Annotated in this window: 14 protein-coding genes, 1 tRNA gene and 1 riboswitch; of the genes, 4 read left to right on the top strand and 11 right to left on the bottom strand. The window is 67.3% G+C overall.

What is annotated here, in order from left to right; translation table 11 throughout:
- Window positions 1-313: 313 nt before the first annotated feature.
- From BMX37_RS06120 to BMX37_RS06085, 8 genes are all read right to left on the bottom strand, one after another.
- Window positions 314-1,087, bottom strand: coding sequence for an ABC transporter ATP-binding protein (locus tag BMX37_RS06120; RefSeq protein ID WP_093664829.1), 774 nt, complete (start codon window positions 1,085-1,087; stop codon window positions 314-316).
- Window positions 1,078-2,055: a FecCD family ABC transporter permease gene (locus tag BMX37_RS06115; protein ID WP_425288439.1), complete on the bottom strand. Its 978-nt coding sequence runs from the start codon at window positions 2,053-2,055 to the stop codon at window positions 1,078-1,080. The genes BMX37_RS06120 and BMX37_RS06115 overlap by 10 nt, the downstream gene beginning before the upstream one ends.
- Window positions 2,055-2,855, bottom strand: coding sequence for an ABC transporter substrate-binding protein (locus BMX37_RS06110; protein ID WP_093664582.1), 801 nt, complete (start codon window positions 2,853-2,855; stop codon window positions 2,055-2,057). The genes BMX37_RS06115 and BMX37_RS06110 overlap by 1 nt, the downstream gene beginning before the upstream one ends.
- Window positions 2,856-2,864: 9 nt before the next feature.
- The gene (locus tag BMX37_RS06105; protein ID WP_425288438.1) at window positions 2,865-4,778 is read right to left on the bottom strand and encodes a TonB-dependent receptor plug domain-containing protein; all 1,914 of its coding nucleotides are present in this window, start codon (window positions 4,776-4,778) and stop codon (window positions 2,865-2,867) included.
- 197 nt (window positions 4,779-4,975) lie between these two features.
- A riboswitch (cobalamin riboswitch) is annotated at window positions 4,976-5,181 on the bottom strand.
- 83 nt (window positions 5,182-5,264) lie between these two features.
- Window positions 5,265-5,341: transfer RNA gene (locus BMX37_RS06100), tRNA-Arg, on the bottom strand.
- Window positions 5,332-6,042 (bottom strand): endonuclease III, encoded by a 711-nt coding sequence (gene nth / locus BMX37_RS06095; RefSeq protein WP_093664580.1) that lies wholly within the window; start codon window positions 6,040-6,042, stop codon window positions 5,332-5,334. Before nth ends, BMX37_RS06100 begins: the two co-directional genes overlap by 10 nt.
- A gap of 26 nt (window positions 6,043-6,068) precedes the next feature.
- Window positions 6,069-6,797: a 4-hydroxy-tetrahydrodipicolinate reductase gene (dapB, locus tag BMX37_RS06090; protein WP_093664579.1), complete on the bottom strand. Its 729-nt coding sequence runs from the start codon at window positions 6,795-6,797 to the stop codon at window positions 6,069-6,071.
- Between the two features lie 193 nt (window positions 6,798-6,990).
- A complete protein-coding gene (locus BMX37_RS06085; protein WP_093664578.1) occupies window positions 6,991-7,989 on the bottom strand; it encodes an SDR family oxidoreductase in 999 nt (332 codons plus the stop codon).
- Window positions 7,990-8,120: 131 nt separating this feature from the next.
- Here BMX37_RS06085 and ligA point away from each other — a divergent pair, with 131 nt between their 5' ends.
- Complete coding sequence (ligA, locus tag BMX37_RS06080) at window positions 8,121-10,184, top strand: NAD-dependent DNA ligase LigA (protein ID WP_093664577.1); 2,064 nt, start codon at window positions 8,121-8,123, stop codon at window positions 10,182-10,184.
- Window positions 10,185-10,347: 163 nt separating this feature from the next.
- Window positions 10,348-13,827 (top strand): TonB-dependent receptor, encoded by a 3,480-nt coding sequence (locus BMX37_RS06075; protein WP_093664576.1) that lies wholly within the window; start codon window positions 10,348-10,350, stop codon window positions 13,825-13,827.
- A gap of 67 nt (window positions 13,828-13,894) precedes the next feature.
- On the opposite strand, the gene BMX37_RS06070 is transcribed toward BMX37_RS06075, so the two are convergent.
- Entirely contained in the window at window positions 13,895-14,170 is a 276-nt protein-coding gene (locus BMX37_RS06070; RefSeq protein WP_093664575.1) for a hypothetical protein, read from the bottom strand.
- Window positions 14,171-14,302: 132 nt separating this feature from the next.
- Between BMX37_RS06070 and BMX37_RS06065 the strand changes: the two genes are divergently transcribed.
- Both BMX37_RS06065 and BMX37_RS06060 read left to right on the top strand, forming a co-directional pair.
- Entirely contained in the window at window positions 14,303-15,433 is a 1,131-nt protein-coding gene (locus tag BMX37_RS06065; RefSeq protein ID WP_093664574.1) for a sensor histidine kinase, read from the top strand.
- Window positions 15,430-16,239 (top strand): LytR/AlgR family response regulator transcription factor, encoded by an 810-nt coding sequence (locus tag BMX37_RS06060; RefSeq protein WP_093664573.1) that lies wholly within the window; start codon window positions 15,430-15,432, stop codon window positions 16,237-16,239. The genes BMX37_RS06065 and BMX37_RS06060 overlap by 4 nt, the downstream gene beginning before the upstream one ends.
- An 80-nt stretch (window positions 16,240-16,319) precedes the next feature.
- On the opposite strand, the gene BMX37_RS06055 is transcribed toward BMX37_RS06060, so the two are convergent.
- Window positions 16,320-17,309 carry a ferritin-like domain-containing protein gene (locus tag BMX37_RS06055; RefSeq protein ID WP_093664572.1) on the bottom strand — a complete coding sequence of 330 codons (990 nt, stop codon included), beginning with the start codon at window positions 17,307-17,309 and terminating at the stop codon, window positions 16,320-16,322.
- 20 nt (window positions 17,310-17,329) lie between these two features.
- A complete protein-coding gene (locus tag BMX37_RS06050) occupies window positions 17,330-18,334 on the bottom strand; it encodes a ferritin-like domain-containing protein (RefSeq protein ID WP_093664571.1) in 1,005 nt (334 codons plus the stop codon).
- Between the last annotated feature and the right edge of the window lie 224 nt (window positions 18,335-18,558).

Here is an 18,558-nt window from a genome sequence, read left to right as displayed (position 1 = left end):
CTGGCGGCGTGTGCTGCCGGACCCTTTTTCCTACGCGCGAAGAGCCGTGGAGTTGCTCGGCTGTCGCGGCATATACCTCGAATGAAACGGACTTGGCGCCGTGGCGCGGTGGTCGCCGTTGGCAGGTCCGTCGCCGTGGACTGTCCCGCCGTGAATAAGCGCTTAGAGATATGCGAGCAGTCGGACTCTCAACTTTCGGCGGTCAACGGCATTTTCGGGAAGCGGCCAACCTCGGCTGAGCGCTGATCTATCGCCGGCTTGAGGTATTCTGGGCGTACGCTCAGATCATGACGATCGAAATCGATCGCTGCTATTACAAACGCTCCGAAGACAGCACGTATGGAATGCCTCCCGCTGTGCGTCCGACCTCCACCTCCACGCCATAGGCCTGCGCGATAGTCTGCGGCGTCAGCACTGTGTCCGCCGATCCGGCGGCGAGAACCTTGCCCCCCGCGAGTAAGAGCGCCGCGTCCGCGGTGCGCAACGCGAGGCTAAGGTCGTGCAATACCAGCACCACCCCCGCACCCGCTTGCCCTGCGGCGCGCAGCCGCGCCAGCACGTCGAGCTGATAGGCCGGGTCCAGGCTGGCCAGCGGCTCGTCGACCAGCAGCCAGTCGGGCCGGCCCGCCAGAACGCGCGCCAGCAATACCCGCGCACGCTCCCCGCCGGACAACGTCAGCACGGGCCGGTCCGCCAGATGCGTCGTGTCCGTCGCGTCCAGCGCCTGCTCCACCGCCTGCTCATCATGCGCGGAGGGCGCGGCATAGGGCGAACGGTGCGGCATGCGGCCGAGGGCCACCAGGTCGCGGACCATCAGGTTCCAGTGGACGGTCCCGTCCTGCGGCAGATAGCCGATCCGCCGCGCCCGCTCGCGCGGGGTCATCGCGCCGATCGGCTGTCCGTCCAGCGAGACGCCTCCCGCCGATGCCGGCAACAACCCGGCGAGCGCCTTGAGCAGCGTCGACTTGCCCGCGCCGTTCGGCCCCAGGATGGCCGTGATGCGCCCGGACGCGAAGCGCGCATCGACCCCATCGACCAGCACTCGACCGGCTCGGCTGACCGACAGGCCGGTCGCGGTCAGCCCCACGCCCGCCCCCGGCCACGCCACAGCAGCAACAGAAAAAAGGGCGCCCCCAGCATGGCCATGGCGACGCCCAGCCGAACCTCTCCCGCGCCGGGGGCCAGCCGGACCAGGCTGTCGGCGGCGAGCACCAGCGCCGCGCCGCCGAGCGCCGAGGGCAGCAGCAACGCGCCCGGCCGCGCGCCGAACAGCGGCCGCAACAGGTGCGGCACGACCAGCCCGACAAAGCTGACCACGCCCGTCGCGGCGACCCCCGCCCCGACGACCAGGCCGGTGCCGACGATCACCAGCAGCCGGATGCGAACCGGCCGTACCCCCAACGAACGCGCGGTGTCCTCCCCCAGCGCCAGCGCATCCAGTGCGGGCGCGGTAAACAGCAGCATCGCGCCCCCGGCCAGCATCGCCGGCGCCGCACGCGCAACATCGTCCCAGCTGCGATCGGTCAGTGCCCCCATCAGCCAGTCCATGACCGACGCGACCACATAGGGGTTGGGTGCAATCGCGATCAGGAACACGGTCAGCGCGCCCGACAGGCTGGCGAGTACCGTGCCCGCCAGGACAAAGGTGATGACGCCTTCCGCACGCCATGACAGCGCGGCGAGCAGGGCCATGGCACAGGCCGCGCCGACCATCGCCGCGCCGAACACGACGGCGCCCCCGGTCGCCCCGACCAGGATCGCCGCGACGGCACCCAGCGCGGCTGTGGCGGAAACGCCCAGCACGGCCGGGTCCGCCAGCGGATTGCGGAGGAAACCTTGCAGCACCGCGCCGGAAAGGCCGAGCGATGCGCCCAGCAGCAGGCCCAAGACCGCGCGCGGCGCACGCAGCTGCGGGATGATGATCCAGCGCGGATCGTCGCCGAACCAGCCAGATGCGGGCACCCAGACCTTGCCGATGACGAGCGACAGCAACGCCAGCACGATCACCGCCATTCCCAGCGCCATCAGCTTAACGGATCGTGGCACCCGCGCCATCATGACAGGCCGGCCCGGATCGCACGGAGCCGCGCCATGGCCGGGATGATGGTGGGCCCGCCGCAATTCACCAGCATCCGGTCGAAGGAAGCAGTCCGTGTCTCCGGCAACAGGCGCGCCCGCAACCCGCTGCTGCGCCCCTTATCCGGAGCGATGATGACTGCCGGCGGGCGTGCGACCAGCAATTCGGCGGGAAGCGTGCCGGTATAGGAGAGCCCGTAATCGGCCGCCGCGTTGCGTAGGCCGGCATGGTGCATCATGTCGTCCAGCAACGTGCCACCGCCCGTGACCAGATCGCCGGTGATGAATAACAGCGCCGCCGGTGCCGGCCCGGCAGGGCGATGTCCGGCCGCAGCACGCGCCATGTCCGCGACCAGCGCCTCGCCCCGTGCGACCTGTCCCACCGCCGCGGCGACCTCTCGCACCTGCGCCTCGCTTTGTTCGATCGTCGCAGGGACATCCAGGAACAGCGTGCGCAAGCCGGCTCTGCGATACGCCTCGCGCGTGGCGGCGGGCGTGAAGCTGGACGCCAGCACCAGATCGGGCGCGAGCGCGACCACCTCCTCCGCCGTCCCTGCCGTTGCGCGGAACCGGTTGGCCAGATCGAGCGGGATCGACGTTGCCGCCGCGTCCTGCGAATAATGGCTGATCGCCGTGATCCGCGCGTGCGGCACCAGGCGCATCAGGATGGCGTCGGTGCAGGGATTGACCGACACGATGCCACCCCCACCCCTCGCCACCTGCGGCTGAGCGCAACCGGACAGGCCGGCGGCGAGCAGCAGGAGCGAGGCGCGGAGCATTGCGGTCGCTTAATAGCGGATACGGACGCCGGCGTAAGCGGCGCGGCCGGGCTGGCCGTAATCCGCAACCGTTTGGTAGCGTTCGTTGAACACGTTCTCGACGCGCCCGTACACGGACAGGTTGTCCGTGATCGGCAGGGCGGCGCGGAGGTCGGCCAGCACATAGCCCTGCAAGCGGCGGAGGTTCCCCGCATCGTTGAAGCTGTTGCCCACCGACGTCAGCGTCGCACCCGTCTCCAGCCCGAACGTCCAACGGTAATCGGCGTTGACCGTCACGCTGTGGTCGGGCCGCCGTGCCAGGCGATTGCCCTGGTTCGGATCGCCTGCCGAGCGGTTCTTCGTTTCGAGATAGGTGTAGCTGGCGGACACGGTGAACGCCTCCACCGGCTTCAGCGCCAACGCGAATTCCAGACCCTGTGCGCGGGCCCGCGCCACATTGTCATAGGTGCCGAACGGCCGATCGACGCAGATACCGGTCAGCGGCGTGTCGCAGGATATGAAGGTGATGAGGTCGCGCGAGTTGCGGTGGAACCACGTCGCGCTCGCCTCCAGCGCGCCGTCCAGCGCCCGCTGGGTGATGCCCGCGTCCCAGCCCTTCGACCGCTCCGGGTTCAGCGCCAGATTGCCGTACTCGCTTTGCAGCTGATACAGGGTCGGGGTCTTGAACCCTTCGGAATAGCTGGCGCGGATCGTGGTCGCGCCGTCGTTGGGCGAATACACGCCGCTGCCCGAAAAGGTCGTCTCGCCGCCAAAGACGTTGTGGTCGTCGTGCCGGACGCCACCGGTCGCGGTCAGCCCGGCGATCGGCGTCACCGCCAGCTGTCCGTACACGCTGAACAGCCGTGCCCGTCCGCGCGGCGATCCGAAGCCGTAGCTGGACGTGGTCGAACGGCTGACCTCCCGCTCCGCGCCGAACGTACCCTGGGCGATGCGACCCAGATCGACGATGCCCTGATACTCCACCCGGTCGTTGCGGCCGCGCCCTCGAAAGGTCTCGACGGTCGTGCCGTCGGTCGGGTCGTAATTCTCCCGGTTCGTCTGGGTATGCGCGTAGCCGATCCGATTGCGCAGCCGGCCGTCGAACAGCGCGAGGTTCGCCCCGGCATAGCCCGTCCATTGTTCGGTATCGGCAAATTCGGGCGTGTCGGCGAAGGTGTAATTCGGCGCCGGGAAGCCGTCGATGTGGGTGCGCCCGTTGGAATAGAAGCCGCGCACGTCGACCGACAGTGTCGGCGTCAGCGCGATCCCCAGGCTGCCGTTCGCACCATAGTTGCGATAGCCGTCACGCTCCGCCCCGCCGTCATAGGCGGAGATGCCGTCGGTCCGGTAGTAGCCGCCGCCGAAACTGGCCAATACAGGGCCCATCTTGCCCGAGACATTGGCGTAACCCTGCCCCGTGTCGTGCCAGCCACCCTCCGCGCGCGCGTTCACGCGCAGGTCATCGGTTGGCTGGCGCGTGATGAGGTTGACGACGCCCCCGATCGCCTGACTGCCCCACAGCACCGACTGGGCACCGCGCAGCACCTCGATCCGGGCGATGTTGCCGACCAGCAGCGTGCCGAAGTCGAAGCCGCCGCCGGGTGACGACGGATCGTTGATCTTGATGCCGTCGATCAGCGCGACGGTCTGATCCGCGTCGGCACCGCGGATGTTGACGCCCGCCAATGTGCCTGGACCACCGTTGCGGGTGATCGACACACCGGGGGTCTGGCGCAGCAGGTCGGCGACCAGCACGGACTGACGACGCGTGATCTCCGCGGTGTCGAGCACCGTGACGGCCTGACCCACCCGGTCGATCGGGGTCGCGGCACGATTGGCGGTGACCACCACGTCGGCGCCGGCATCGGCGGCCTCGCTCAACCCCTCCGTCGATTGAGCGGACGCGGCGGACGCGGCGGACAGGTCGGACGGCGCGGCAGGCACCTCCTGCGCGGCGACGGGGGTGGCGAGCGCAATGCCCGACAACAGGAACACGGGGATGGAACGGGTCACGACAGCCTTCCTCAACACACATGCGAGGACGCGCTCCGCGATGCCGAGACAGGCTCCACCGCGCGACCCCCAGATACGTCGTCACGCGAGGAAAACCCCCGATCGCCCGGCACACCCCGTCCGCGCGAAGGACAACCACAGAACAGGCCGGTCTCCTGGCTCCCGGGTCTGACGCCGATCTTCCGGCCTTCCCGGATCGTATCGATCCAGTGGCACGCGAGGGAAAACGGCTCGCCGGTCACAGTTGCGGGGGCAGCTCCGGATGGAGGGCAAGGCCCATTTTCCGGATTCCCGTTTCATCCCGTCTCCGGGAACCTGTTGCGCCGCGCGCCATAGTCGTCACAAGTACGATCGGCAAGCGGCGTCACGCTTGCGGCTATCGGCCTAGCGGCCGCAAAATGTCGAGAGAGGAAAGAGTGGCGCACCCGACAGGATTCGAACCTGTGGCCTCTGCCTTCGGAGGGCAGCGCTCTATCCAGCTGAGCTACGGGTGCGTACCGGGCGCGCCTAGCAGGCCGGGCGGGGGAGCGCCAGCCCCTTCCTGCGCGGCCTTGTCGGCGGGCGGCGGTGTCTTGGGGGTGAAGGCGCACAGGTCGGCGACGACGCAACGCCAGCATTCCGGGCGTCGCGCCTTGCAGACATAGCGGCCGTGCAGGATCAGCCAGTGGTGCGCACCGGCGCGGAAGGGTCCGGGCGTGACCTTGTCCAGCCGCTGTTCGACGGCGAGCGGCGTCTTGCCGGGCGCCAGGCCGGTGCGGTTGCCGACGCGGAAGATGTGCGTGTCGACCGCGAACGTCTCCTCCCCCCAGGCGACGTTGAGCACGACATTGGCGGTCTTTCGCCCGACGCCAGGCAGCGACTCCAGCGCCTCGCGGCTGCGCGGAACCTCGCCGCCATGCTCGTCTACCAGGATGCGGGCGGCGGCGATGACGTTCTTCGCCTTGGAATTATACAGGCCGATGGTGCGGATGTGCGCCTTCAGCCCCTCCTCGCCCAGTTCCAGCATCTTCGCGGGCGTATCGACGTCGCGGAACAGCGCGCCGGTGGCCTTGTTCACGGACACGTCGGTCGCCTGCGCCGACAGCGCCACCGCGACCAGCAGCGTGTAGGGGTTGGTCCAGGCAAGCTCCGTCTCGGGCGCGGGGTTCGCCTCCGCCAGGCGCCGGTAGAATTCGAATACATCCGCCCTTTTCATCGGCCGCGCCACCTGTCGCCCTCCCCCTACAGGCCCAGCACGTCGTCCATGCGGTAACGGCCGGGCGCACGGTTCGCCAACCACAAGGCGGCGCGCACGGCCCCCTTTGCGAACAGGGAGCGATCGTCGGCGCGGTGGCTGAGTTCCAGCCGCTCGCCCTCGCTGGCGAAGATCACCGAATGGTCGCCGATGACGGAGCCGCCGCGCAGGGAGCCGAAGCCCAAGGTCCCCTCCGTCCGCGCGCCGACCAGGCCGGCGCGACCATCGACGCGGATTTCCGCCAGGGTGGTGCCGCGACCGCGCGCCACCGCCTCGCCCAGCTGGATCGCTGTGCCCGACGGGGCGTCCACCTTGTGCCGGTGATGCATTTCCGTGATCTCGACATCCCAATCGGTGCCGAGCCGCGCCGCAGCCTCCCGCACCAGGATGCCGAGCAGGCTGACGCCCAGCGACGTGTTGCCCGTCTGGAGCACCGCGATGTCGGCGGCGGCCGCATCGATCATCGCGTGCTGCGTCGCGCCGAGGCCTGTGGTGCCGACCACGATGGGCGTACCGGCGTCGCGCGCGGCTACAAGATGCGCCTCCAGCGCAGCGGGGGCGGAGAAATCGACCAACACGTCGGCGGCGCGTGCGATCAGGCTGGGATCGTCACCCGCCTCGCACCCGCCGGCGAAGGTCGCACCGGCCTGTTCGATCTGGTCGGTGATGGCGCGGCCCATGCGTCCCGCGCTGCCATAGATGCCGATCGCGGTCATGCGCACATGTCCGTCACGTGGTGAAGTGGAGAAAGTGGAGAGCTGAAACGCATGTCTCCACTTCGGTCATGCGACGGGGTGCAAATGGCGGATATATGCGACAGCCGGGTCATGTCGGCGCTGTTCGCACGGGTGGCGGGCGTAGGACAGGGCTAAAATCGCCCCTCGCCCCGCCCGGCCACCGCGAGGGCGATCAGATCGTGCCGGTGCCGCCATTGGCGCCGAAGATGCTGCCGTCGGTGTAGCTCAGTTCGCCGGACGCCAGCGCGACATACAGCGGCGCCAGTTCGGCCGGCTGCCCGGCCCGTCCGAGCGGCGTGTCCTGCCCGAACTGCCCCATCGTGCCCGGCAACTGGCCGCCCGCGACCTGGAGGGGAGTCCAGATCGGGCCGGGCGCGACGCCGTTCACGCGGATGCCCTGCTTCGCCAGCTGTTTCGCGAGCCCCTTGGTGAAGATCGCGATCCCCGCCTTGGTCGTGGCGTAGTCGAGCAGTTCCTCGCCCGGATTGACCGAGTTGACGGAGGTCGTGTTGATGATCGCGGACCCCGGCTTCATCATCGGCACCGCCGTCTTCGTAATATAGAACATCGCGTACAGGTTGGTCTTCATCGTCCGATCGAACTGATCGAAGCTGATGTCCGCGATCGACGCCTTGGATTGTTGATAGGCCGCGTTGTTGACCAGTATGTCCAGGCCGCCCAACTCGCGCGCGGCGCGGGTGGGCAGGTCGACGCAGAAGTCCTGCCGGGTCAGGTCGCCCGGGATCAGCACCACCTTGCGCCCCTCACCCCTGAGCAGCTTCGCGACATCCTGCGCGTCCGCTTCTTCGGAAGGATAATAGTTGATGGCGACGTCCGCGCCCTCCCGCGAGAAGGCGATGACGGCGGCGCGGCCGATCCCCGAGTCGCCGCCGGTGACCAGGGCGCGCCGCCCCTGCAGCTTGCCCGAGCCGCGATAGCTCCTCTCCCCGCAATCGGGGACGGGGGTCATGTCGCGTTGGAGCGCGGGCCATTTCTGCCGCTGTTCGGGAAACGGCTGCTTCGTGTATTTCGTCTGCGGGTCGGCGAAGGGCGCGGGCGGCGGATTGGCGGGCCCCTGCCCCGATCCTTGCGCGAGGGCGGGAGTCGCGGCGGCGGCGCCGACGATCGCGGCCCCCTTCAGCATGTCGCGGCGGTTGGTGGCGTCGGTCATGAGCAGGCTCCCGGATGTTACGGTGATTGCACGGGAAAGCGCATGACGGGGCGTCGAGTTTCCCCCGGGTGAACGCATTGTCGCACGCGATCTCTTGCGAAGCGCATCGGCCCTACCCTAACCGCAAGGCCATGACCCCGACGCTGCCCGCCACCGCCGACGAAGCCGCCGCCGAGCTGGAAAGGCTGGCCGCAGAAATCGGGCGTCACAACCGTCTGTACCACACCGACGACGCGCCGGAGATTTCGGATGCGGATTACGACGCGCTGGTGCGGCGCAATGCGGTGATCGAGGCGGCGTTTCCCGACCTGATCCGCGCGGACACGCCCAGCCGCCAAGTCGGCGCCGCGCCCGCCGGACACCTGGCCAAGGTGCGCCATGCGAGACCGATGCTGAGCCTGGACAACGCCTTTGCCGACGAGGACGTGGCGGAGTTCGTCGGGCGGGTCCGCCGCTTCCTGAAACTGGCGGAGGACGAGCCTGTCGCCCTGACCGCGGAGCCGAAGATCGACGGCCTGTCCTGTTCGCTGCGGTACGAGCAGGGGCGGCTGGTGCAGGCGCTGACCCGCGGCGACGGGACGACGGGCGAGGATGTGACGGAGAATGTCCGCACCATCGCTGACATACCGCAGGCCCTGGCCGGCGACGCGCCGGCGGTGATGGAGATCCGGGGCGAGGTCTATATGGCCAAGGACGCCTTCGCCGCGCTCAACGCCCGGCTGCTGGCGGAGGATGGCGAGGGTGCGCGCCAGTTCGCCAACCCGCGCAACGCCGCCGCTGGATCGCTGAGGCAGAAGGATCCGGGCGTCACGGCCGGCCGACCGCTCCGCTTTCTGGCGCATGGCTGGGGCGAGACGAGCGCGCCGGTGGCGGACGGGCAGTTCGACGCGATGGCGCGGATCGCTGGCTGGGGCCTGCCCGTGTCCGACCTGCTGGTACGATGCGCGGCCGTGGACGATGCGCTGGCGCAATATCGCCGGATCGAGGCGGAACGGGCGGACCTGCCATTCGACATCGACGGCGTCGTCTACAAGGTCGATCGGATCGACTGGCAGTCGCGGCTGGGCAGCGTCGGCCGCACGCCGCGCTGGGGACTGGCGCACAAGTTCCCGGCCGAGCGCGCGCAGACCGATCTGGAGCGGATCGATATCCAGGTCGGGCGGACGGGCAAGCTGACCCCGGTCGCACGCCTGCATCCGGTGACGGTGGGCGGCGTGGTGGTGACCAACGCGACGCTGCACAATGCCGACGAGATCGCGCGGCTGGGTGTCAGGCCCGGCGACCGGGTCGTGCTGCAACGCGCGGGCGACGTGATCCCGCAGATCGTGGAGAACCTGACGCGCGACGAGGCGCGAGAGCCATGGACGTTTCCGACGCACTGCCCCGAATGCGGGTCGGAGGCGCTGGCCGAGGAGGGCGAGGTGGATATCCGCTGCACCGGCGGGCTGATCTGTCCGGCGCAGCGGGTGGAGCGGTTGCGCCATTTCGTCAGCCGGGGGGCGATGGACATTGCGGGGCTGGGCGCGAAGCAGATCGAGGACTTCTTCCGCGACGGCCTGATCGGCTCACCCGCCGACATCTTCCGCCTGAGCGAGGAACGCCTCGCCCCGCGCAAGAAGGATGGTCGGGTGTGGGCGGCGAACCTGCTGCGCGCGATCGAGGAAAAGCGCGCCCCCGACCCGGTGCGGTTCCTGTTCGGCATCGGCATCCGTCATGTCGGCTCCATCACCGCGCGCGACTTGTTGAAGGCGTTCGGCACGGTGGAGCGGATCGCGGCGGTCGCCGAGGCGGCGGGCGATGACCCGGCGGCGCGGGCGGAGATCGAGGCGGTGGAGGGCGTCGGCCCGATCGTGGCGGAGGCGCTGGTCGACTTCTTCGCCGAGGAACACAACCGCGATGCGTGGCGCGACCTGCTGAGCGAAATCCACCCCCTGCCCTTCGCCGCCGAAACGCGCGCGTCGGAAGTGAGCGGCAAGGCGGTGGTGTTCACCGGCACGCTGGAGACGATGAGCCGCGACGAGGCCAAGGCACAGGCCGAGGGCCTGGGCGCGCGCGTGTCGGGATCGGTGTCGGCGAAGACCGACCTGGTGGTCGCCGGACCCGGCGCGGGATCGAAGCTGAAGAAGGCGGCGGAGTTGGGCGTGCGCGTCATCGACGAGGCCGAGTGGGCTGGGATCGTCGCCGCGTCGGGTTGAACGGGCGAGGCGTTGCGATTTTGCAACGCAGCGGAAACAACGACGCGGAGTCGGAACCAAACGGTCGCATGTGTAACGCAACCGCAATATTGGACTCCGAAGGGGCGCGGGACCGGGAGAGATTCTCGGATGCTGAGCAAGCTGCTCCAAGGGGGTTTTTTTGATGCGCAATTACCTGTTTATGGGGGCGGCGGCGGTCGCGCTCGTGGCTCCCATGGCGGCTTCCGCCCAGGAAACGACGTCGACGATCCGGGGCACGGTGATGTCCGGCGGCAATCCGGTCGCTGGCGCGTCTGTGCAGATCGTCAACGTGCCGAGCGGCACGACCTCCAACGCTACGACCGACGCGAACGGCACGTTCACCGCGGGCGGCCTGCGCCCGGGCGGCCCCTACACCGTCACGATCACTGCGGCAGGTTTCTCCAGCACCCAGATCACCGACATCAACACCGTCGTCGCACAGGCTTATGAACTGCCGATCGAGCTGACCGCAGAGGACGCCGCCGGCACGGCTGGCGACATCGTGGTCACCGCATCGCGTCTGCCCAATGCCCGTTCGGTCTCGCAGGGTCCCGCGACGGTGCTCAGCGCCGCCGACATCGCCAATGTGGCATCGGTCAACCGCGACATCCGCGACCTGTCACGTCGCGATCCGTTCGCCCGTCTGGACGACACGCCCACCGGCGGCCGTGCCATCTCCTTCGCCGGCCAGAACGCGCGCTACAACCGCTTCACCGTCGACGGCGTGCCGATCACGGACAATTTCGGCCTCAACGCCGATGGTCTGCCCAGCCGCCGTTCGCCGATCCCCTATGATGCCATCGGTCAGTTCCAGGCGCAGGTCGCCCCGTTCGACGTGCGTCAGGGCAATTTCCAGGGCGGTGCCGTCAACATCATCCTGAAGTCGGGCACCAACGATTTCCACGGCACCGGCTTCTACGCGCTGACCAACTCCGACCTGGTCGGCAAGCGCACCAAGCCTGGTCCCGCGATCACGACCGGCCGTACCTCCGTCCCTGAGTTCAAGATCCAGAACTATGGCGCGGAACTGGCCGGCCCGATCATCAAGGACAAGCTGTTCTTCATGGTTGCCGGCGAGCGCCTGCGCGGTGGCCGTCCGATCGCCGAAGGTCCGATCGACAACAATGCCGGCGCCGCGATCCCGAACCTGACCCAGGCACAGGTCGATCAGGTGTCGTCGATCGCCAAGAACGTCTACAACTACGACACCGGCGGCGTGCAGCGCTCGCTCGGCGACAAGGACGACCGCGTGGTCGCCCGCATCGACGCCAACATTTCCGACACGCAGCGGCTGGCGCTGACCTACACCTACGCCAACGACGCGATCACGCTGCTGAACAACACGTTCACGTCGATCACTTCTGGCAGCCCGGGCCTCGGCCTCGCCTCGAACGCCTATACGCAGGGCAACCGGCTGCACACGGGCGTGGTGCAGTTGAACTCCGACTGGAGCGACAGCTTCTCGACCGAGGCACGCGGCTTCTACAAGCATTACACCCGCATCCAGGAGCCGACGCTGGGTCGTGGGTTCGCGCAGTTCCGCGTCTGCACCAACCCGACCTCGCTGGGCTCGCTGACGGGTTGCGAGGCAAGCCAGGCGGGTGAGACGGGCACGGATGCCGTGGTCTCATTCGGTCCGGACTCCTCGCGCCAGACCAACCAGCTCTACACGGAAACCTGGGGCGGCCTGTTGCAGGGGCGCCTGACGATGAACGGCCACGACCTGCGGATCTTCACCGAGATCCAGGACGTGTCGATCTTCAACTCGTTCCTGCAGAACAGCGCCGGCAGCTATTATTTCGACTCGATCGCCGACTTTCAGGCGGGTCGCGCGAACAGCATCGCCTATGGCAACTCGATCGTCCGCGACTCGAGCGGCAACCAGGCGTTCAATCCGGACGACGCAGCGGCGAAGTTCGGGTACCAGAGCTTCACCTTCGGCATCATGGACAACTGGCGCGTCACGCCCACGCTGACCTTCAGCTATGGCGCGCGTTACGACCTGTACGCGATGCATGACCAGCCGGCGCTGAGCACCCCCTATCTCAACCGTTATGCCAATGGCGCGATCGTCAACGGCGAGCGCCTGACGATCGGCGGCAACAACACCAATATCTCCGGTTTCAACCTGTTCCAGCCGCGCGCCGGCTTTGACTGGAAGCCGGCACAACGCCTGTCGATCCGCGGCGGCGGCGGCATCTTCGGTGGTGGAACGCCCGACGTCTACGTCTCCAACAGCTTCTCCAACACGGGCGTGCTGACCAACTCGCTGTCGATCACCCGCACGGCCACCGGGTTCAACGGCTTCCCAGGCGGCACCCCGGCCGCGACGCAGATCGCGGTCGGCAATGCGGCGCTGAACGGCGTGACCGGCACGTCCATCCCGGCGGCCGTCAACACGACGCTGGGCAACGCCACGGTTGCGACCAACGCCACGGTCAACGCGCTGGACCCGCACTTCAAGGTGCCGTCGCAGTGGCGCGCGACCATCTCGGGCGAATACACCGCCAATCTGGGGCCGCTGGGCGACAACTGGATCTTCGGTGCCGACTTCCTGTATTCGGACGTCCGTAACCAGGTGTACTTCACCGACATCCGTTCGCAGCCTATCGCCGGGTCGCTGACACCGGATGGCCGCCAGCGTTATGCCAACGTCATCGACGGCGCGACCAGCACCAACACGAACACCGACATCCTGCTGACCAACACGAAGAAGGGCCGCGCCTATATCGCTGTAGCCCGACTGGACAAGTCCTGGGACTTCGGGCTGCACATCAACGGCAGCTTCACCTACCAGGACGTGAAGGATCAGGCGCCGGCAACGTCGTCGACGGCGGGTTCGAACTATTCAAACGGCGCCTTTGTCGACCCGAACAATGTCGCCTATGGAATCTCGAACGATCAGGTTAAGTACTTCTTCAAGTACGGCGTGAACTTCGATCATGCGTTCTTCGGCAATGCCAAGACGCAGATCGGCCTGTTCGGCGAGACGCGGATCGGCCATCCGTTCTCCTACACGTTCCAGGATTATCAGCCCTCGGGCGGCAATCCTCGCTCGGCGATCTTCGGGACGACGGGTCGGAGCACGGCGACCGGCACCGGTGGTCAACGCTACCTGATGTACGTGCCGACCGTGAACGACCCGCTCGTGTCGTACAGCAGCGTGGCGTACCAGGATGCCGTGAATGCGTTCATCGACGCGTCGGGCCTGGGCAAGTATCGCGGCAAGATCGCGCCGCGAAATGCGTTCAATTCGAAGTGGTTCACCCGCCTCGACCTGCACGTCGCCCAGGAAGTGCCGACTGGAGTGTTCGGCTCACGCCTGCAGGTGTTCGCCGACATCGAGAACTTCACCAACTTCATCAACAAGAAGTGGGGGCAGCTGCGCGAGTACACTTTCCCGTACAACGCAGCCGTGACCCAGGTGCAGTGCCTGACCACCCCGGTTGCGACGGGCGCGACGCCGACGGCGGCGCAGACCACCGCCAACGTCGGGCAGGCTTGCAACCAGTATCGCTACTCGCCGCTCGGTGGCACGACCAGCTTCACGACGCCGACCGACCAGGTCTACGTCAACCAGTCGCTGTACTCGATCCGGATCGGCGCGCGCCTCACCTTCTGAGCCGCCATCCAACGCAGCCTATGAAGGGGCCGCCGTCCAGATCGGACGGCGGCCCTTTTCGCATGGGTCAGGCCAGGTCGTTCTCGCTGATCACCACCAAGTCCTGGTCATAGTCGCGGGCCAGGGCGCGGGCGGCGAGGGGTTCGATGCGGGGCAGGTGTTGGCGCACCTGCGCGACGGCGTCGCCATCCTGCGGGACGGTACCGGCGAGCGCCTCCACCACGTCGTAGCGCAGGGCGAAGCGGTACCGGTCGCTGTCGGCGTCGCCCGAGAATTCGACCTGTCGTTCGTCGACATTGTCGAACAGGCTGGCGGGATCGATGGTGATGCGCGGATCGGTCATGCGGCGTCCTCTTTGTCCTTGATCTCCGGCTAAGCGCTCCAGCGGGCGGGAGGTTGCGCCGCTCCGCGACCTTCCGCAGGTGGCGTCCGCGGGCGCTTTTGCGCGGCCGCGCGGCGGTGTAGAGGGCAGACCATGGCCACCCAGCCCGCTTCTCCCCACACCGCCGCCGCCCGCCCGCCGCTGTCCGTGCGCCCGTTCTTCGAGAACAAGAGCCGCGCCTTCTGGACGCTGCAGGCCGCCGGCTGGACAGGCTATCTGGTGCTGCGCGGCGCGTCCGCCATCTCCAACGGCCTGACCCTGGATGCGATCATCCCGATCGTGATCGAGGCGATCGTGGGGTACTGCCTGACGCTGCTGCTGTCGGCGCTGTACGGCTATTACCGCACGCTGCCCCGCGTCGCCGGCCTGTTGCTGACGGTCGTGACGCTGGGCGTCGCGACGCTGCTATATGCGTTCATCGACGCGTTCAGCTTTTCCCTGATCCGCAACGCGGCGCCGGGCGTGTCGCTGACCAACCTGCTCGGCACGATATACGTCGCGTTCACGGTCATCGCGGGGTGGTCGGCGCTGTATTTCGGCATCAATTTCTACCTGATCGTCGAGGAACAGATCGACCAGATGCAGCATCTGGAGACGCAGGCCTCCTCCGCACAGCTCGCGATGCTGCGCTATCAGTTGAACCCGCATTTCCTGTTCAACACGCTCAATTCCATCTCGACCCTGGTGCTGCTGAAGCAGACGGAACGGGCCAATGCGATGCTGAGCCGTCTGTCCTCGTTCCTGCGCTACACGCTGGCCAACGAACCGACCGCCCATGTGACCGTCGCGCAAGAGGTGGAAACGCTGAAGCTGTACCTGGAGATCGAGAAGATGCGGTTCGAGGACCGGTTGCGCCCGGTCTTCGATATCGATCCGCGCGCGGAGCGGGCCCGCCTGCCCTCCCTGCTGCTGCAACCGCTGGTCGAGAATGCGATCAAATATGCGGTCACGCCGCAGGAGGACGGCGCCGAAATCTGCCTGCGCGCGCGGCTCGCCGGAGATCGGGTGCAGATCGCCGTGACGGACACCGGGCCGGGCTTGAACGAAATGCGGATCGCGCCAAGCCTTTCAACCGGCGTCGGGCTTGCCAATATACGGGAGCGATTGGTCCAGGCTTATGGCGCGGACCAGCGACTGGATACTCGGTCCCGACCCGAGGGCGGGTTCTCGGTGGAAATCGAGATCCCGTTCCAGCTCGAGGACGTCAACAGAGAGGTTTCATGACCATCCGTACCATCCTGGTCGACGACGAACCGCTGGCGATCCAGGGGTTGGAGCTGCGGCTCCAGCCGTTCGACGATGTCGAGATCATCGCGCGGTGCCAGAACGGGCGCGAGGCGATCAGCGCGATCAAGACGCACAAGCCGGACCTGGTGTTTCTGGACATCCAGATGCCCGGTTTCGACGGGTTTTCCGTGGTGCAGGGGCTGATGGACGTCGAGCCGCCCTTGTTCGTGTTCGTCACCGCCTATTCCGACCATGCCCTGCGCGCGTTCGAGGCGCAGGCGGTCGATTACCTGATGAAGCCGGTCGAGGAGAGCCGGCTGGCCGACACGCTGGAACGTGTGCGCCAACGCCTGTCGGAACGGCGCGGCAGTCAGGAAGCCGACAAGCTGAAGGAAGTGCTGGCGGAGGTCGCGCCGGATGCGGCGGCCGACCTGGCCGATGGCGGCGGCAGCGGCGACGCGGTGGCGGCCAACCGGTTCGAGAAGATGATCAACATCAAGGATCGCGGCCAGATCTTCCGAGTAGATGTCGACACGATCGAGCTGATCGAGGCGGCCGGCGATTACATGGTCATCAAGAGCGGCGAGAACTCGCTGGTCCTGCGCGAGACGATGAAGGATCTGGAAAAGCGCCTGGACCCGCGCCGGTTCCAGCGTGTCCACCGTTCGACCATCGTCAACCTGGATCTGGTCAAGCAGGTCAAGCCGCACACCAATGGCGAGTGCTTCCTGGTGCTGAATTCCGGCGACACGGTGAAGGTCAGCCGCAGCTATCGCGACGTGGTGGCGCGCTTCGTTCACTGATCGACGGCGCCGGGCGCCGGCGGCACAAAAAAAGGGCCGCGCTTCGGGTGAAGCGCGGCCCCTTCTCATTCGATCAGCGATCAGCCGTTGGCGCCGCTCGTCTTGATGTTGCCGTTGGTGCCGGCCGGGAAGAACCCGCCCGAGGTCACCGCCGCCTTGTTCAGATAGGCGATGTTCAGCACCTGCGCAGCGGTCCGCCCGAAGACGATGCCGTTGCTGTCGGCGGGCACGATGTTGGACGTGTTCGCATCGCCGACGATGCCCTCGTCAAGGTTGGTCGGGCCATCCAGGCTGTCGCGCGCGTCGGAGATCAGGCCCGCATTGGTCCTGAGCGACGGCGTGGCGAGACCGCGACGATAGAGCAACGTCCGGATCAGGCCGGAATGGTACGCCTCGGTCGCCAGGATGCCGGCCGCCGCCTCCAGGATGGTGGCGTTGGTCAGCAACTGGGCCGATCCCTTGTACGCGGTCACGCCCACGTCGGAGAGCAGCATTCCACCGAGCAGCCAGTTGTCGTCCGACGCATACGGGTCGAACGTACCGGTCGCGGTGACCACCCCTGCCGCGCGAGCAGCCGCGGTGAACGCGCCCGACGCGCCGCCGTCGATGTTGATCTGCGGCATGGCCACAGCCGACGCGCCCAGCTGGGAGCGCAGGAACACGACATGCTCGTTCTCGTCGGCGGCGATCTCGCGCGCGTAAGAGGCGACCGTCGGATCGGTGAAGGTCACCGCTCGCCCGCCGACCACGTCGCCCTGCGTGCCGGTGCCGGTGCGAAGGGTACCGTTCAGCGGCGAGCCCGTTGCGGCGGCGATGTAGTAGTTCGCCTCCAGATATTCGAGGTTCAGCGCGAAGTTGAGGACGTCAGCGTCCGCCAGCGGCGCCGGGGTCGGCGTGGGCGTCGGGGCAGGCGTGTTGTCGTCGTCATCGTCGTCGTTGCATGCCGCGAGCAAGGACGAGCCGCCGATGGCGATGGAGGCAGCGCCCGCCGCCTTCAGGAAGCGCCGACGTGCCGCACGGCGCTTTTCGCCGAGTTCCAGCACCTCGATCAAGGTTTCACGATCGATCATGATAAATCCCCTCTGCTGGATCAGGCGTTGTTGGCGCTGGTCTTGATGTTGCCGTTGACGCCCATCGGGAAGAACCCGCCCGCCGTGACCGCCGCCTTGTTCAGATACACGACGTTCAGTACCTGCTGCGCCGAGCGGCTGTAGGCGATGCCGTTGCTGTCGGTCGGCGCGATGTTGGAGGTGACGCCGATCGCGGTCGTCGACTGGGCGATGCCCTGGTCGAGGTCGCTGGAGCCGTCCAGGCTATCGCGGGCGTTGGAGACCAGCTCGGTGTCGCCGCGAATGGTCGACGCCTTCAGGCCGGGATTGTTGCCCATCTGGTCGATGGTCGTGCGGATGATGGACGCGTGATACGCTTCCGCCGCGAGGATGCCGGCCGCCGCGTCGATATACGTCTTGTTGTTGATGAGCAGCGACGAGGAGCCCTTGTACGCCGTCACGCCGACATCCTCGAAGATGAAGGCCGCGTAGAGGAACGACAGGTCGTTGGCATAAGCGTCGAAGAAGCTGGTCTGCGTCGCCGGATTGCCCGAGTCCGCGATGAATCCGGCGGCGCGGGCCGCGCTGCTGAACGCACCATTGGGCGTGATGCCGACGTCGATCTGCGGCTGGTTCACCGCCGAGTCCTTTAGGGCGCTCCGCAGGAAGTTGACGTGCGCCAACTCGTCCTGCGCGATCTCTCGCGCATATTGCGCCACCAATGGGTCGGAAAAGCGCACCTGACGCGCGCCGGCGTTCAGCGACAGCGAGTTGGCGGGAACGCCGCCGCTGCCGATCGAGGCGGTCGGGATCGGCGTGCCGAATGCCGCGTAATAATAGAAGTTCGCCTCGAGGTATTCGAGGTTGAGGGCGAAGTTCAGTACGTCCGCTTCGCTGGGCGCAGACTGTGCGCTTGCCGCGGAGGAATAGGCGAATGCACCGCCTACGGCCGCCGCGCCCAGAAACATGCGGAACATGTCGCGCCGCCCTTCACGCCGCCTGGCGCGATCGTCGAACGTGCGAACCAGTTGATCGCTTTCCGTCATAATCCTTCCCCTACTCCTAAGGTTGGACCAAAAGCTCCGAAGCCAGGCTTGCACGCCCGGCAGCGCCAAGGGCGTGCAAGGAACAAGCGGAGACGACAATGCTGCTGCTCCTCCGGCGGAAACGCTTGAAAAACAAACAGGGCGCGGGCGACGGAAAATAAATCGCGGAAGATGGGAAGCGGCTAACGTGGATCAAGCCCCCTGCGGTTCGCGGTGGCCGTTAA

The sequence above is a fragment of the Sphingomonas gellani genome, assembly GCF_900110035.1.
GTDB classification, from domain to species: Bacteria; Pseudomonadota; Alphaproteobacteria; order Sphingomonadales; family Sphingomonadaceae; genus Sphingomonas; species Sphingomonas gellani.
The sequence above is the reverse complement of the archived record's forward strand: the minus strand, read 5'-3'. Positions and strand labels throughout refer to the sequence as shown.